Source organism: Mycobacterium sp. IDUB_28 (assembly GCF_055419285.1).
Genome location: NZ_JBVAXK010000002.1, coordinates 29,944 through 44,678, shown reverse-complemented (window position 1 = coordinate 44,678; position 14,735 = coordinate 29,944). Strand labels below are relative to the sequence as shown.

The window sequence follows — 14,735 nt, the reverse complement described above, 5'->3', positions numbered from 1 at the left end:
TGACACAATGTACCGCATAGGAAACTTTGTGTCATGAGAGGCTGGGCCGGTGACCGCACTGCTCCGTGCCGTTCGCCGGCAACGCGGACTCACCCTCGAGCAGCTGGCCGAGCGGGCCGGCCTGACCAAGAGTTACCTGTCGAAGGTCGAACGCGGGCACAGCACGCCGTCGATAGCAGCGGCCCTCAAAGTCGCTCGCGCGCTCGACGTCGACGTCGCCCGGTTGTTCTCCGACAGCCCGGCCGAGGAAACGTTCGTCGTCGACAGGGCCGAGCCCGACCCGGGGCGTTACCGCGCGCTGGCCACCTCGCTGTTGGGAAAGTCCATGTCGCCGTTCGTAGTTCGGCCAACCGGTGCCGCCGCCGACGATCCGCATCCCACCCACAGCGGCCAGGAGTTCGTATTCGTGCACGCCGGAGTCGTCGAACTCCGCTATGGCGAGCAGACCGTGACCCTGGGCACCGGCGACAGCGCGTACTTCGACGCCTCCGTCGGGCATACGTTACGGGCGGTCGGCGGGGTCCCGGCTGACGTCGTCGTCGTCGCGCATGCAGAACCCGACCGCCGACGCACAGATTAGCCCTGGTCGAACAGCTGCGGTGCGTCTCCGGCATTGATCACCGCGCGCCAGCCAGCGGCCTGCTCAGCGGTCATGTCGGCGTCCCCCGCCACTCGAACGGTAACTGTCCCAGCGGGCCCGGCCGTAGCTCCGAGCGGTCGGAAAAGCGTTGGACCGCAGTCGGTTTCGGCGACCCAAACCAACCGGCACGCCAATCGGCTCAGCACCGGATGCCCGAGGACATAGCGTTCGAACTCCGCCACGGACCACCGGCGCTGCCGGTGCATCGCCTCGGCCAGTCGAGCGGTCTGCGCGGTGACCACCGGGGCGAGCAGCTTGCGGGCACGCGCCAGATACGCGCGCGGGACCGTCTTGTACGGACCGGCCAGGTCCCCTTTCGTGCACGGATTTCCGTCGCCGTCGTACACCGTGATACTCAGATCCGCCTGTAGCACAGCGAAATACGGTTCGGGCCCGTAACTCAGTTGCAGCCGGCCCGCGTTGTCGAATCCGACGTAGGGAACTGTGCGGTCAGCTGCCTCGTCCGCCGACCATCCCCACCGAGCGGGCAACTCGGCCAGTTGCGCGGCGGCCTCCTCGATCAGCCGAGCCGACTTCGACCGATACGCCACCGACGTGAGGACCCGGACGGCGTCGACGCTGTCGATATGCCCGAGCATGGTCAACAGGGCGCTGCATTGCGCCATCCGCGCCGTGTCGAAACTACGCAGGAATTCCTCCGCCAGCGTCGGCGCATTGGGGCTGGCGCAAGCGGCCACCACCGCCAGCACGCCCTTGGACTTGATGGCCGAGACCGTCTGCTGGGCAGTCTGGCGGGAATGAAAGGCGTACTCGTCAGCCGTCGTCCAGGCATCGATCAGGAAGTCGCCCAACGCAAATCGATCTTCGGCGGCGAACAACGCAAGGTGGTGTCGCAGCCCTCCGTCCGGCGCAGGGTCGTTGGCCTCACACGCCTTGATGACCAGCCAACGCACGACCGACGCAGGCACCGGTGCCAGGCCCTGCTCCCAACGCATCGTCGGCACCCGCTCCCAGAGCAACCAGGACAAGCCGGCCGGCGCATCTTTGCGCAGCGCCGTTTCGGCTTCGGCAATCAGATGCTCGGGTGTCAGATAGTCGGCCGCAGGCCTTCCCGCTGCGGTCAGCGCCCCCAACAGAGCCCCCCGGACGCGGTCGTCGGTCTCGATCCGCAGGCAGGTCTCCAACCGCGGCACGTCCGCATGGTCTGCGGTGTGGGCTATCCATTGAGCTGCGGCCAGTCGGACCTTGACGCGGCCGTCAGCCAACGCGGTGTAGATGCGGGCGCGACGGTCGGGAGCTTTGGCGAGAACCCGCTGAGCTTGCGCCCGATTGCTGGTCTTAGGCCCCAGAGCGGCGGGAAACAGTGCGTCGGCCGCGTCGGGCGGCAGCACCGGAAGTTCGGCCAGCAGGTCCCAATAGACCTTGGGCGACTCGATGTGGGGGCTGGCGTTCATCGCCCTATCGGCCAGATACTGAGCGTTCGCAGTGAGGAACGGAAGCACATCGGCGGAGGGCCAACCCTGCCCTATGTTGCCCTTCGCGTAGTGGTAAACCAGCCCGGTGTCGGCTTGCTCGGTCAAGTGACCGAGCAAGCCGGCCAGCTCAGCCAGCGACGGGCCGCCGAGTTTGGCGTGCACAGCATCGGCGAACTCGTAGAAATCGAAGGGATGGTCCCTCAGGTAGTGACACACCACCAGTAGCACCACCATGTCGACATGCTCCGCCTCCGCAAATTCGCGGATCGCTTCGCGCATTCGATAATTCGCGAACCGCGGCCATGGATTCTTCCGGTCGGGTGCCCGGCCGGCACGGAGCATCGTTTCGACGGTCAGCAAGTCTTCCGCACCCATCAGCGGCGGCGGGCTGCCACCCCAATCGTTGCCCACGACTATCGAATTGAGCCGCGCGAAAAGCCTTTCCAAGGCTGGGCGGACCGGCGTGGGATCAACGACCGGCCACCCCGGCCCCGGCTCGGGGAGGGGAATAATCGGCGCCGCGGCATCGCGCCATTCGTCGACGATCAGGCGCACGCTGGGCGCGCGGTCGGATTGTGCTGTGGCCGTTGCCCATTGGCGATCGGCGTCGATATCGGCATACCGCCATGCAGCGCGCAAGGCGGCGGCTCGGCGCGCCGGGGGCCCGGAGACCTGACGCTGAAACGCGGCAAAGAGCGCCGCTCTATCACAACGTCCACACAGCCGCTCGGCACGAACAGCAACATTGCCGGTTGCCTCCACCATGAACGTGGCCAAGGTGTCCGCGAAGGCCGCGAGCGCAGTGCCGTCCAGAGGTTCGAGCAAGTCGAGCACTCGCTCGCGGATGTCCTCGCCGGTTTGTGCGGCGGCCAGCGGCGCGAGTTCGGCGGCGTGCCGGACTACGGCAGCGGCATAACCGCGTGTCGACAGCAGGATGTTGCGGGTCGGCCACATCCAACCGCTGGGCCGGTCCGCGGCTCTGCTGAACGCTGCCGCGAGCAACTCGCCGCTCCTGCCGCCCGCCGCCACAACCATCTCATCCAGGGTGTCGTAGCCGACGGGGAGATCCGGGAAATTTCTCTCCAACGAACTCCACTCGCCGACGAGGTCACAGATCAGGTTCTCGATGGCGTCGCCGCCGGCAATCGGCGCCAGCGTCAGGGTGTACCGCTTGAGCAGCAGCACCATCTCCGCCCAGCGCAGTCGAACTCGGGCAGGCATGGTGTGCAGCAACGCATGAGCGTCTTTCAAGCGATCGTCGCGCGGCAACGTTTCCCACGTCTTGATGCCGCCGACGGCGGTCAGCCGCTCGACTAGATCTGGCCCGGCGTCTCCGGAAGCGACGAACTCGGCGACGTCGCGGCCAAGCGTCGGGTCGGCATTCTCGACCCAGGCGTCCAGCGCAGTGCGAACGGCGGCGCGCCAGCGCTCGACCTGAGCATCGGTGACCACGCGAACCACCGTAGTGCGCCGGTAACCGCTAATTCCGCGCCCATTGGGGCCGACGGCTCCCCGCGGCGCCGGTTACCAGGGACGCGTAGCGCAGGTGACCGCGGTGGTGGCGTTCTGCGTCACCACCACCTGGCCGTCAACAGCGATCTGACACTTGATCTCCGCGATGTTGCCGGAGCTGCAGTCGGGCCACCGGCAGGAACCGCTGGCAGCGATGAACGCCCACTGCCCCGGGTTGGTCAGCGTCGCGTTGTAGACCAGGGGTTCTCCGCCGCTGAACGTCGTCGGCACGGTGGTCATGAACTGCGCCGAATTGGCGTCGAAGGCCGCCTGGTTCGGCGGATCGCTGGTGATGTAGCGCAGACTGCCGGTGAGATTGCCGGTGGTGACGATGGTGTAGGTGACCTGATGCCCCGTCGGGTCCGCATGTGATGCCGCAGGCGGGGTCGCGGCCACCACGGCCGCGCCGAGGAAGCCCGCTGCGACCGCGCTCGCCAGTTTTCGCACGTTCGTCATATCGGAAACGCTACCGGATTCGTTACCTGGGCTCGTTCCGTTGGTGTTCACCCGCCTGCGGTATGAAGCAGCCATGACCGACGACCCGCAACGCACCGGCGTCAGCCGGCGCGCGCTGCTGGGAACCGGGGCCGCGGCGGCGGTGCTCGGCGCCGGCGCGGGGGTGGGGGGTACTGCGCTGCTGCGGTCCCGCGGTCCCGGCGTCTGGTACCAGCCCGATCGCGTCGGCGCGCCTCCGGTGGGCGGGCTGCATCTGCAGTTCGGCCGCAACGCCGGGACGGAGGCGGTGGTCTCTTGGCACACCACCGACGCCGTGCGCAACCCCCGGGTGCTGCTGGGCACGCCGACGGGTGGGTTCGGCAGCGTGGTGGCGGCCGAGACACGGACCTACCGAGATGCCAAATCCAACAGAGAAATTCGCGTCAATCACGCGCGCCTGTCCAACTTGACGCCCGACACCGACTACGTGTACGCCGCCGTGCACGACGGCGCCACCCCGGAACTGGGCACCCTGCGAACCGCCCCGTCCGGCCGAAAGGCATTGCGCTTCACCAGTTTCGGTGACCAGTCCACGCCGATGCTGGACACACTGGTCAACGGCACGTACACCAATGACCACATCGGGTCACCGGCGGCCGGCGACACCACTGCAGCAATCGAGCGGATGGCGCCGCTATTCAATCTGGTCAACGGTGACCTGTGCTACGCCAACCTCGCCAGCGATCGGGTGCGCACCTGGTCGGACTGGTTCCAGAACAACACCCGGTCCGCGCGTTACCGACCGTGGATGCCGGCGGCGGGTAACCACGAGAACGAAAAAGGCAACGGCCCAATCGGTTACGGCGCCTTTCAGACGTTCTTCGCGGTGCCGGATTCGGGGGCCGGTGCCGAGTTCGCCGGCCTGTGGTACTCGTTCACCGCCGGCTCGGTGCGGGTCATCGCCTTGCAGAACGACGACGTAGCGCTGCAGGACGCCGGCAACTCCTACGTGCACGGGTACTCCGGCGGCGAGCAACGACGTTGGCTGGAAAAAGAACTCGCGGCGGCTCGGCGCGATCCCGACGTTGACTGGCTGGTCATCTGCATGCATCAGACGGCGATATCCACCGCCGAGGCCAACGGGGCGGATCTGGGGATCCGGCAGGACTGGCTGCCACTGTTCGACCAGTACCAGGTTGATCTGGTGCTGTGCGGCCACGAGCATCACTACGAACGCTCGCATCCACTGCGCGGCGCACTCGGCACCGACACCCGAACGCCCATCCCCGTCGACACCCGCACCGACGTGATCGACCCGACCCGCGGGACGGTGCACCTCGTCATCGGCGGGGGCGGCACCTCGAAGCCGACCAACGGCAAGTTCTTCGCGGACCTGAAATGCCGGGTGATCACCGGCGTCGGCGGCATCGACCCGGAAAATGGTCACCGGACACCGATATACGTGCTGGAGGACGCGCCCTGGTCGGCATTCCGTGACCGCGACAATCCCTACGGCTTCTCGTCTTTCGATGTCGATCCTGGGCGGCCCGGGGGCAACACGTCGATCAAGGCGACGCACTACGCGGTGACCGGGCCGTACGGCGCCGTGACCCCGATCGATCAGTTCACTTTGACCAAGCCGCGTCGCGATTGACTCAGAACAGCGTCGGCTGCAGGGGTTCCGGCGCGACGGCCGCTTCCATTGCCGGTGACGACGGTCGGTGGTCCCCGCCCAATCGGTGCCTGGCGACCAGCGGGCGGGCGCGTTCGCTCAGCACGGCGCGGTAGTCGGCCGGCAGATATGCGCCGCGGCGGTACAGCTCCCGGTACCTGCCGACCAGTTCCGGGTGGGTGCGGGCCAGCCACGACATGAACCAGGCGCGGACCGAGCCGCGCAGGTGCAGGCCGAAGACGGTCACGCTGGTTGCCCCGGCCGCGGCGATCAGACCCAGCAGCTCGTCGAGGTGCTCAGCGGAGTCGGTCAGGTGCGGCAACACCGGTGCCACCATGACGTGGCAGTCCAGGCCCGCGTCGCGAATTGCGGTGACAAGACCCAGCCGTGCCTGCGGCGTGGGCGTGCCCGGCTCGACCTCGCGATGCAACTGCGGGTCTCCCACCGCCAGCGACACCGCCACTGACAGCGGAACCCGTTGCGCCGCTTCGGTGATCAGCGGCAGATCCCGGCGCAACAGGGTGCCTTTGGTCAGGATCGACATCGGCGTGCCGGATTCGGCGAGCGCAGAGATGATGCCGGGCATCAGCGCGTAACGACCCTCGGCGCGCTGATAGGGGTCGGTGTTGGTGCCCAGCGCCACGGTGTGACGCCGCCACGACGGTCTTCGCAGTTCGCGGCGCAGCACCTCGGCCACATTGGTCTTCACCACGACCTGGGTGTCGAAATCGGCGCCGGAGTCGAAGTCCAGGTATTCGTGGGTGGGCCGGGCGAAGCAATAGCGGCAGGCATGCGAGCAGCCGCGGTACCCGTTGACGGTGTAGCTGAACGGCAGTGCTGTCGCGTCCGGCACTTTGTTCAGCGCCGACTTGCACAACACCTCGTGAAACGTCATGCCCTCGAACTGCGGCACCCGCACGCTGCGGACGAAGCCGATCCGCTGCAGCCCGGGCAGCGCGCCATCATCGACGGGTGTGCCGTTGACGGCAACCGTTTGGCCGGTCCAACGCATTGCCCTATTCGAACAATAGTTCGATGACAAGTCAAGGTGGACGACGTCTGCGGCTGTCAGGACAGCATCACAACAAGCCGACCAGGGATCCGCCGGAAAAATAGGGTCCCGCCGCTGGCGTCAGTGACGAATAACCGGCATTGACGATCGGCTGCAGCAATGAATTGAGGGAGCCGACGATGGGTTGCGGAACACCGAGCTGCGCGAGCGGCAACAGCATCGGAAGGATCGGCGCGGGCACCATGTAGGTGGTGATCGTGCCGCCGGCCGGTGTCGTAACGCTGGACAGCTCCACGGTGTCCGCCAACGACACGAGCGATGTGGTGTTGTGCTGGTAGATCGTCCCGAACAGCGCGTTGACCACCGCTGGAATATTCCAGGGCCGATCGGGCGGGTTGCCGAAGGCGTCGTACTGACCAAAGACCACGCTGACGTCGTATTGGGTGTTCGGCAAGCTCTGCCTCGTGTAGTCGATCAGCGGCACATGCGTCCCGGTCGGTAGGTAGGTGCGAGCCAGGCCCAACTCGGGACTCGAGAACACGGTGAACTGCAGAGCATGAGCCGGTGGTGCGGTCGGGTCGGCCGCCAGATACGCCAGCTCGCTGTTCACGACGAGCGATCCCATCGACAAGCCGGCGATCTGTACCGGTGAACCGCCGGCCGTGGCCACCGCGTCGAGGATCTGACTGTGCAGTGCCAATCGGCCGATGGCAACGGCCACGTTTGCGCCCGGGGCATTCAGGCTGCCGCTGAAGATGCCGATGCTCGCGGGGTAATTGACCACCGAAGCGATGCTGTCCGGGAACCACCTCCCCCCGATCGCCCCGTTGAGCAGCTCGTAGCCCTGTAGCAGGGACGCCGAGATCGGGCCCGGCACACCGCCAGCAAGCAGCGGAAGTCCCAAAAACGGCAGCTCGAGAACGAAGCGCGGATTGTAAAGCGGTCCGGCACCGGGGACTGTCAAGCGCACGCCTGCCGCCGCGTTCGGCAGTTCGGCACCAGCACCGATCAGCGGGCTGCCCCACAGCTGTCCGACGTTGGCGATCTCGGTGCTCAGATACGTCCGTGCCGACGCCGTCAGATTGTCCACCAGCTGCCCGTGGAATTGAGCTGCCTGGACCGAGACGGCCTGGAATTCCCGGCCATGTCGTTCGAACAACGCAGCGATCCGCGCTGACACCTCGTCGGCTGCCGCAGCTGCCAGCGACGTGGTGGACTGCGCGGCGCCCCTGCTCACCGCACTCAGCGCCGACTCCATCACGCCCAACTCCAGCGCGGCCGTCGCCAACAGCTCAGAGGCCGCGACGACGTACGACACCGGGGGCCTCCTCAACGCGAACGGAAAACAGCTAACGCTGTCGAACCCCCTCGATCAGCGGCTGTGAGTCTACTCACATACCCCGCAGCATCAGGTGGACCGACCCGAGGACGCACCCGGCCTTTTCGAAGCGTGGCAGTGAATAACCGATGCCTCCATGCACTGTCATCACTAGAGCTCGGAGTCACGCAATCGCGAAAGCATGTCAGCGACAACCGAATCGATCGGCACGGAAACCTGCTCGCCGGAACCGAGATCCTTCACCCCTACGGTGCCGGCGTCCAGATCACGGTCGCCGGCCACCAACGCGAACCGTGCCCCCGAGCGATCCGCGGCCCGCATAGCGCCCTTGAGCCCCCGGGCGCCGTAGGCCAGATCGACGCGCACGCCGGCGGCCCGCAATTGCCCGGCCAGCACCGCCAGGCGCAGCTTGGCCGCGTCGCTCAGCGGCACCCCGAACACCTCGCAGCGCGCCGTCGACCCCACGCTTTTACCTTCGGCACGCAGCGCCAGTAACGTCCGGTCCACGCCGAGCCCGAAACCGATGCCGGACAGGTCCTGGCCGCCGAGTTGGCGCATCAGACCGTCGTATCGCCCACCACCGCCGATGCCGGACTGGGCGCCCAGTCCGTCGTGCACGAACTCGAAAGTGGTCTTGGTGTAGTAGTCCAGCCCGCGCACCATCCGCGGGTTGATGACATACGCCACACCGAGCGCGTCCAGATGCGACAGCACGGTGTCGAAGTGCTGCTTGGCGGCATCGGAGAGGTGGTCGAGCAACACCGGCGCCTGCGCCGTCATCGCCCGCACCTCGGGCCGCTTGTCATCAAGGACCCGCAGCGGATTGATCTCGGCGCGCCGCCGGGTGTCGTCGTCCAACGGCAAGCCCAACAAGAAATCCTGCAACAGTTCCCGATACTGCGGACGGCAACTGTCATCGCCGAGCGAGGTGATCTCCAGGCGGAACCCGGCCAGGCCCAGCGATCGGAATCCGGCGTCGGCCACAGCGATCACCTCGGCGTCCAGCGCGGGATCGTCGACACCGATCGCTTCGACACCGACCTGCTGCAACTGCCGGTACCGGCCGGCCTGCGGACGCTCGTAGCGGAAGAAGGGCCCGGCATAGGACAACTTGACCGGCAACCCGCCACGGTCCAGACCGTGCTCGATCACCGCTCGCACCACCCCGGCGGTGCCTTCGGGGCGCAGCGTCACCGAGCGGTTGCCGCGGTCGGCGAAGGTGTACATCTCCTTGGACACCACGTCGGTGGATTCGCCCACGCCGCGCGCAAACAGCGCGGTGTCCTCGAAGATGGGCAGCTCGATGTGGCCGTACCCGGCCCGCCGGGCCGACGCCAACAACCCGTCGCGCACGGCGACGAACTGCGACGATTCCGGCGGGAAATAGTCGGGAACGCCCTTCGGGGCCACGAAGTCGCTCACGAGCTCAGACCTTCGAGGAACGGGTTGAAACGACGCTCGGCGCCGATGGTGGTGCTGTTGCCATGCCCCGGAAGTACCACGGTGGCGTCGTCGAGCACCAACAGTTTATCGACGATGGAGCGCAGCAGGTCGCGGCCGCTGCCGCCGAACAGGTCGGTGCGCCCGACCGAACGTTCGAACAACGTGTCGCCGGTGAACACCAGATCTTTGTCGGCCAGCACCCGGAAGCACACCGAGCCGCGGGTGTGCCCGGGGGTGTGGTCGACGTTGACCGAGATGCCGCCGAGGTCGATCTTGTCACCGTCGCGGTCCAGTTCGACGACCTGCTTGGGCTCGCGGAAGAATGCGCCGGCGACCAGCTGCGCGGCGCGCGGTCCCAAGCCGTAGATCGGGTCGGAGAGCATGAATCGGTCCTCGGGATGGATGTAGGTGGGGCAGCCGAAGGTGTCCGACACCTTCTGGGCGGACCAGATGTGGTCGATGTGGCCGTGGGAGATCAGCACCGCGGCCGGGGTCAGCCGGTGCTGGTCCAGGATGCGCCGCAGCTGACCCATCGCCCGTTGCCCGGGGTCGACGATGATGGCGTCGGTACCTGGTCGCTCGGCCAGCACATAGCAATTGCACTGCAGCAACCCGGCGGGAAATCCGGTGATCAACACGGTGCCCAGTTTCCCATCCCGGACCACAGGCGACGAAAACGCCGTACCGCGCCATGGAATGATAGCGGCCGTGCCAACGAACAAACAGCGCCGTGAGACCGCCAAGCGCAAACTCGAACGGCAGCTCGAACGCCGCGCCAAGCAGGCTAAAAGACGCCGCATCATGCTGATCTCCGGTGCCGCGGCCACAGTGGTCGCCGTGGTGGCGGCGCTCGTCGTCTTCGTCTTCATGAAGGACGACCACAAAGCCACCCCGTCGGCGTCGTCCACGCCGAGCAGCAGCGCCGCACCGGGACCCCAGGGCAACCTGCCGCCGGTGGACGTCAGCGGCGCCGGGCCCATGCCGGAGTTCAAGCCGCCGGCCAATGTGGGCGCCAATTGTCAGTACCCGGCGTCGCCGGAGCCGGCCGCCAAGCCGGTGAAGCCGCCGCGCACCGGCAAGGTGCCCACCGAGCCGGCCGAGGTCAGCGCGAGCATGAGCACCAATCAGGGCAACATCGGCCTGATGCTGGCCAACAATAAATCGCCGTGCACGGTGAACAGTTTTGTCAGCCTGGCCAATCAGGACTTCTTCAAGGACACCAAGTGCCATCGGATGGTCGCATCTCCGGGGCTGTCGATCCTGCAGTGCGGCGACCCCAAAGCCGAGGGGACGGGCGGCCCGGGTTACGAGTTCGCCAACGAGTTCCCCAGCAACCAGTTCCAGCCCGGCGATCCGAAGCTGCAACAACCCGTCATCTATCCGCGGGGCACGCTGGCCATGGCCCACTCCAAACAGCCCAACAGCAACGGCAGCCAGTTCTTCCTGGTCTTCCGCGACTCCGCGCTGCCGCCCGACTACACCGTGTTCGGCACCATCCAGGCCGACGGCCTGGCCACCCTGGACAAGATCGCCGCCGGCGGTGTGGTGGGCATGGGCGACCAGACACGACCGGCCGTCGACGTGACCATCACCTCGCTACGAACGGATTAGTGATCCTTCAGGCAACGGCGGCCTTTAACGGCTAGGGTCCCCGAAGGCGGGCTCACCGGGGAGGAGGACTCGTGGCCGAAACCTCATTCGGTCGATACCAGTTGCAGGGACTGCTGGGTCGCGGCGGTATGGGGCAGGTCTACCGCGCCTACGACACCGAGACCGACCGGATCGTCGCGATCAAGGTGTTGCCGCCGCATCTGGTCGAGGACAAGGAGTTCCAGCACCGATTCCGCCGCGAGGCCCGCACCGCGGCCAGCCTGAACGATCCGCATGTGGTGCCCATCCACAGTTTCGGTGAGATCGACGGTCGCCTGTATGTGGATATGCGCCTGGTCGAGGGCCGGGATCTGGCCCAGTTCATCGTCGAAAACGGCGGCCGGCTGACCCCCGAACAGACGGTGGCGATCATCGAGCAGACCGCGGCAGCACTGGACAGCGCGCACCGGGCCGGGCTGGTGCATCGTGACGTCAAGCCGTCCAACATCCTGGTCGCCGCGGCCCGTGACTTCGTCTACCTGATCGACTTCGGGCTGGCCCGCGCCACCACCGACACCGCCCTCACCGGGACCGGGACCACGATGGGCACCCTGGCCTATCTTGCGCCGGAAAGATTCAGTGGCACAACCGATTCGCGGGCTGACGTGTACGCGCTCGGCTGTGTGCTCTACGAGTGCCTGACGGGTGCGCGACCGTACCCCGGCGAGTCGTTCGCAGAACAGATCTCGGGCCATCTGCACTCCCCTCCGCCGCGACCGACGGTCCTGGTGCCCGGTATTTCGCCGGCCTTCGACGCGGTGGTCGCGCGCGGGATGGCCAAAGACCCGCAAGACCGGTATCAGACCGTCACCGAGCTCGCCGACGCCGCGCGCGCGGCGTTGGGTGGGGCCGCGCTGCCCCTGCCCCCGCCGCCGCCGGCCGAGGCGCCCACCGGGCTGCGGCCGGTGGATTCCGAGGGCATCGCCGATCCACCGACCCCCGCCAAGGCGGGAAGCGGCCGTACGGTGCTGATCGCGACGGTTGCGGGTTCGGGATTGCTGCTGGTCCTGGTAGCCGCGTTGGTCGCGTTCTTCGCCGCGGACGACGGTCCCCCCACCGCTCCACCGTCCACCACGACGACGACGACGTTCAGCGAAACGAGCAGCAGCACTACGACGCCGGAGCCCGAGCCGAGCGACCCGACCGGTACGCCGTCGTCCGAATCGATTGAACCGACCTAGGACGCGGATGTCACCCGGTACACGTCGTAGACGCCCTCCACGTTGCGGACCACGTTCAACAGATGCCCCAGGTGCTTAGGGGCGCCCATCTCGAAGGTGAAGCGGCTGATCGCCACCCGGTCGCCGGAGGTGGTGACCGACGCCGACAGGATGTTCACCTTCTCGTCGGCCAGCACGCGGGTGACGTCGGAGAGCAGTCGGTGCCGGTCGAGCGCCTCGACCTGGATCGCGACCAGGAACACCGACGACGGCGACGGCGCCCACAGGACCTCGATGATGCGCTCGGCCTGCTGCTGCAGCGATGCGGCGTTGGTGCAGTCGGTGCGGTGCACGCTCACACCACCACCGCGGGTGACGAATCCCATGATCTGGTCGCCGGGCACCGGCGTGCAGCACTTGGCCAGCTTGGTCAGCACACCGGGCGCGCCGGGCACCGAGACCCCGACGTCCTCGGTGCTGCGCGGGCGCCGGGGCATTGTTGCCGGGGTCGACCGTTCGGCAACGTCGTCCTCGGCCTGGTCGATGCCGCCCAACTCGGCCAGCAACCGCTGCACCACATGCCGCGCCGAGACGTGCCCTTCGCCGATCGCAGCGTACATCGCGGACACGTCGGTGTAGTGCAGTTCGCGCGCCACCGACGCCATCGACTCACCATTGACCAAGCGCTGCAACGGAAGTCCGGCCCGACGCACCTCGCGGGCCATCGCCTCCTTGCCCGTCTCCAGCGCCTCCTCCCGGCGCTCCTTCGCGAACCACTGGCGAATCTTGGTCTTGGCGCGGGGCGACACCACGAACTGCTGCCAGTCCCGCGACGGACCGGCGTTGAGCGCCTTCGACGTGAAAACCTCGACGACTTCGCCGTTTTCCAGCTTGCGCTCCAGCGCCACCAGCCGGCCGTTGACCCGGGCGCCTATACAGCGGTGGCCGACCTCGGTGTGCACGGCGTAGGCGAAGTCCACCGGCGTGGAGCCGGCCGGCAGGGTGAACACGTCGCCCTTGGGTGAGAACACGAAGATCTCTTGCACCGCAAGGTCGTAACGCAACGACTCCAGGAACTCCCCGGGGTCGGCGGCCTCCCGTTGCCAGTCGAGCAGCTGACGCATCCAGGCCATGTCGTCGATCTCGGCGGCGGCGTGCTGATGCGGAACACCGTTGCGGCCCTTGGTTTCCTTGTAGCGCCAGTGCGCGGCGATACCGAATTCCGCGGTGCGGTGCATGTCGCTGGTGCGGATCTGCACCTCCAGCGGCTTACCCTCCGGGCCGACGACGGTGGTGTGCAGCGACTGGTACACCCCGTACCGGGGCTGGGCGATGTAGTCCTTGAACCGTCCCGCCATCGGCTGCCACAGCGAATGCACCACGCCCACAGCGGCATAACAGTCCCGGATCTCGTCACACAGGATACGGATGCCGACCAGGTCGTGGATGTCGTCGAAGTCGCGACCCTTGACGATCATCTTCTGGTAGATCGACCAGTAGTGCTTGGGGCGGCCCTCCACCGTCGCCTTGATCTTGGAGGCACTCAGCGTAGTGGTGATCTCGGTGCGCACCTTGGCCAGGTAGGTGTCCCGGGACGGGGCGCGCCCGGCCACCAACCGCACGATCTCCTCGTACTTCTTGGGATGCAGAATCGCGAACGACAGATCTTCGAGCTCCCACTTGACACTGGCCATCCCCAGCCGATGCGCAAGGGGCGCAATGACTTCCAGCGTCTCGCGGGCTTTCCGGGCCTGCTTCTCCGGCGGCAGGAAACGCATGGTCCGCATGTTGTGCAACCGGTCGGCCACCTTGATCACCAGCACCCGCGGGTCGCGGGCCATCGCGGTGATCATCTTGCGGATCGTCTCGCCCTCAGCGGCGCTGCCCAGCACCACGCGGTCCAGCTTGGTCACGCCGTCGACGAGATGGCCCACCTCCTCACCGAATTCCTCGGACAGCGCCTCGAGGGTGTAACCGGTGTCTTCGACGGTGTCGTGCAGCAGGGCGGCCACCAGGGTGGTGGTGTCCATGCCCAACTCGGCCAGAATGTTTGCCACGGCCAGCGGGTGGGTGATGTAGGGGTCGCCGGAGTGCCGCAACTGGCTGGCGTGCCGCTGGTCGGCCACCTCATAGGCGCGCTGCAGCAGCGAGAGGTCCGCCTTGGGATAGACCTCCCGGTGCACCGCGACGAGCGGCTCCAGCACCGGGTTGATGGCGCTGCTGCGCGCGGTCATCCGGCGGGCCAGTCGCGCCCGCACCCGGCGGGACGCGCTGCTGCTGGACTTCAGCGGCTCGGCGGGAGGTGCCGGGACCGGCTCGGCGGGAGGTATCGGGAGCGGCTCGGTGGGCGGGCCGGACGGCGTTTCCGCAGCCGGGGCGACAGCCTGCAGCGTGCTCTGTTCGTCCGCCACGTTGGTCACTGGTCACCTCCGACCT

Annotated in this window: 10 protein-coding genes and 1 pseudogene; 4 read left to right on the top strand and 7 right to left on the bottom strand. The window is 67.1% G+C overall.

Annotation, left to right across the window (positions count from 1 at the left end):
- Positions 1 to 49 precede the first annotated feature (49 nt).
- Positions 50 to 580, top strand: coding sequence for a helix-turn-helix domain-containing protein (locus ACZYZ9_RS04265; protein WP_463824981.1), 531 nt, complete (start codon positions 50 to 52; stop codon positions 578 to 580).
- Here the strand turns inward: ACZYZ9_RS04265 and ACZYZ9_RS04260 are convergent.
- Both ACZYZ9_RS04260 and ACZYZ9_RS04255 read right to left on the bottom strand, forming a co-directional pair.
- Positions 577 to 3,528 (bottom strand): DUF4132 domain-containing protein, encoded by a 2,952-nt coding sequence (locus ACZYZ9_RS04260; protein ID WP_463824980.1) that lies wholly within the window; start codon positions 3,526 to 3,528, stop codon positions 577 to 579. The two genes, ACZYZ9_RS04265 and ACZYZ9_RS04260, sit on opposite strands and share 4 nt — an antisense overlap.
- Positions 3,529 to 3,600: 72 nt before the next feature.
- Positions 3,601 to 4,044 carry a hypothetical protein gene (locus ACZYZ9_RS04255; protein WP_463824979.1) on the bottom strand — a complete coding sequence of 148 codons (444 nt, stop codon included), beginning with the start codon at positions 4,042 to 4,044 and terminating at the stop codon, positions 3,601 to 3,603.
- A 73-nt stretch (positions 4,045 to 4,117) separates the two neighbouring features.
- Between ACZYZ9_RS04255 and ACZYZ9_RS04250 the strand changes: the two genes are divergently transcribed.
- Positions 4,118 to 5,677 (top strand): purple acid phosphatase family protein, encoded by a 1,560-nt coding sequence (locus ACZYZ9_RS04250; RefSeq protein WP_463824977.1) that lies wholly within the window; start codon positions 4,118 to 4,120, stop codon positions 5,675 to 5,677.
- 1 nt (position 5,678) lies between these two features.
- Here ACZYZ9_RS04250 and ACZYZ9_RS04245 read toward each other — a convergent pair whose 3' ends face one another.
- The 4 genes from ACZYZ9_RS04245 to ACZYZ9_RS04230 form a co-directional block, all read right to left on the bottom strand.
- The gene (locus ACZYZ9_RS04245) at positions 5,679 to 6,707 is read right to left on the bottom strand and encodes an Rv2578c family radical SAM protein (protein ID WP_463824976.1); all 1,029 of its coding nucleotides are present in this window, start codon (positions 6,705 to 6,707) and stop codon (positions 5,679 to 5,681) included.
- A 67-nt stretch (positions 6,708 to 6,774) separates the two neighbouring features.
- Positions 6,775 to 8,025, bottom strand: a complete 1,251-nt coding sequence (locus ACZYZ9_RS04240) for a PE-PPE domain-containing protein (RefSeq protein ID WP_463824975.1) — start codon at positions 8,023 to 8,025, stop codon at positions 6,775 to 6,777.
- 171 nt (positions 8,026 to 8,196) lie between these two features.
- The gene (gene hisS, locus ACZYZ9_RS04235) at positions 8,197 to 9,468 is read right to left on the bottom strand and encodes a histidine--tRNA ligase (protein WP_463824974.1); all 1,272 of its coding nucleotides are present in this window, start codon (positions 9,466 to 9,468) and stop codon (positions 8,197 to 8,199) included.
- Positions 9,465 to 10,127, bottom strand: coding sequence for an MBL fold metallo-hydrolase (locus ACZYZ9_RS04230; protein WP_463824973.1), 663 nt, complete (start codon positions 10,125 to 10,127; stop codon positions 9,465 to 9,467). Before ACZYZ9_RS04230 ends, hisS begins: the two co-directional genes overlap by 4 nt.
- A 70-nt stretch (positions 10,128 to 10,197) precedes the next feature.
- Here ACZYZ9_RS04230 and ACZYZ9_RS04225 point away from each other — a divergent pair, with 70 nt between their 5' ends.
- Positions 10,198 to 11,100 (top strand): peptidylprolyl isomerase, encoded by a 903-nt coding sequence (locus ACZYZ9_RS04225; protein ID WP_463824972.1) that lies wholly within the window; start codon positions 10,198 to 10,200, stop codon positions 11,098 to 11,100.
- A 71-nt stretch (positions 11,101 to 11,171) separates the two neighbouring features.
- A pseudogene (locus ACZYZ9_RS04220) lies at positions 11,172 to 12,212 on the top strand (serine/threonine-protein kinase); the annotation flags it as partial.
- 104 nt (positions 12,213 to 12,316) lie between these two features.
- On the opposite strand, the gene ACZYZ9_RS04215 reads toward ACZYZ9_RS04220, so the two are convergent.
- Positions 12,317 to 14,710, bottom strand: coding sequence for a RelA/SpoT family protein (locus ACZYZ9_RS04215; protein ID WP_463825432.1), 2,394 nt, complete (start codon positions 14,708 to 14,710; stop codon positions 12,317 to 12,319).
- Between the last annotated feature and the right edge of the window lie 25 nt (positions 14,711 to 14,735).

Excerpts from the sequence above, each read along its gene's own strand:
- ACZYZ9_RS04255 (WP_463824979.1), bottom strand. The coding sequence starts at position 4,044 with ATGACGAACGTGCGAAAACTGGCGAGCGCGGTCGCAGCGGGCTTCCTC.
- ACZYZ9_RS04250 (WP_463824977.1), top strand. The coding sequence starts at position 4,118 with ATGACCGACGACCCGCAACGCACCGGCGTCAGCCGGCGCGCGCTGCTG.
- ACZYZ9_RS04245 (WP_463824976.1), bottom strand. The coding sequence starts at position 6,707 with ATGCGTTGGACCGGCCAAACGGTTGCCGTCAACGGCACACCCGTCGAT.